This is a genomic window from Zobellella maritima, from assembly GCF_003075035.1.
Lineage (GTDB): Bacteria > Pseudomonadota > Gammaproteobacteria > Enterobacterales > Aeromonadaceae > Oceanimonas > Oceanimonas maritima.
In genome coordinates this window covers 1-441 of the sequence record NZ_QCZE01000018.1, presented here as the reverse complement: position 1 = coordinate 441, position 441 = coordinate 1, and the positions used below count along the sequence as shown (strand labels likewise).

1 rRNA gene is annotated in these 441 nt (G+C 54.0%); it reads left to right on the top strand.

Annotation, left to right across the window (positions count from 1 at the left end):
- Positions 1-441, top strand: a 16S ribosomal RNA gene (locus DCS96_RS18400); the annotation flags it as partial.

The following is a 441-nucleotide window of genomic DNA, read 5'->3' as shown; positions in this document are numbered from 1 at the left end:
CCTACGGGTGGGCAGCAGTGGGGAATATTGCACAATGGGCGCAAGCCTGATGCAGCGACGCCGCGTGAGCGAAGAAGTATTTCGGTATGTAAAGCTCTATCAGCAGGGAAGATAATGACGGTACCTGACTAAGAAGCACCGGCTAAATACGTGCCAGCAGCCGCGGTAATACGTATGGTGCAAGCGTTATCCGGATTTACTGGGTGTAAAGGGAGCGCAGGCGGTGCGGCAAGTCTGATGTGAAAGACCGGGGCTCAACCCCGGTACTGCATTGGAAACTGTCGTACTAGAGTGTCGGAGGGGTAAGCGGAATTCCTAGTGTAGCGGTGAAATGCGTAGATATTAGGAGGAACACCAGTGGCGAAGGCGGCTTACTGGACGATAACTGACGCTGAGGCTCGAAAGCATGGGGAGCAAACAGGATTAGATACCCGGGTAGTC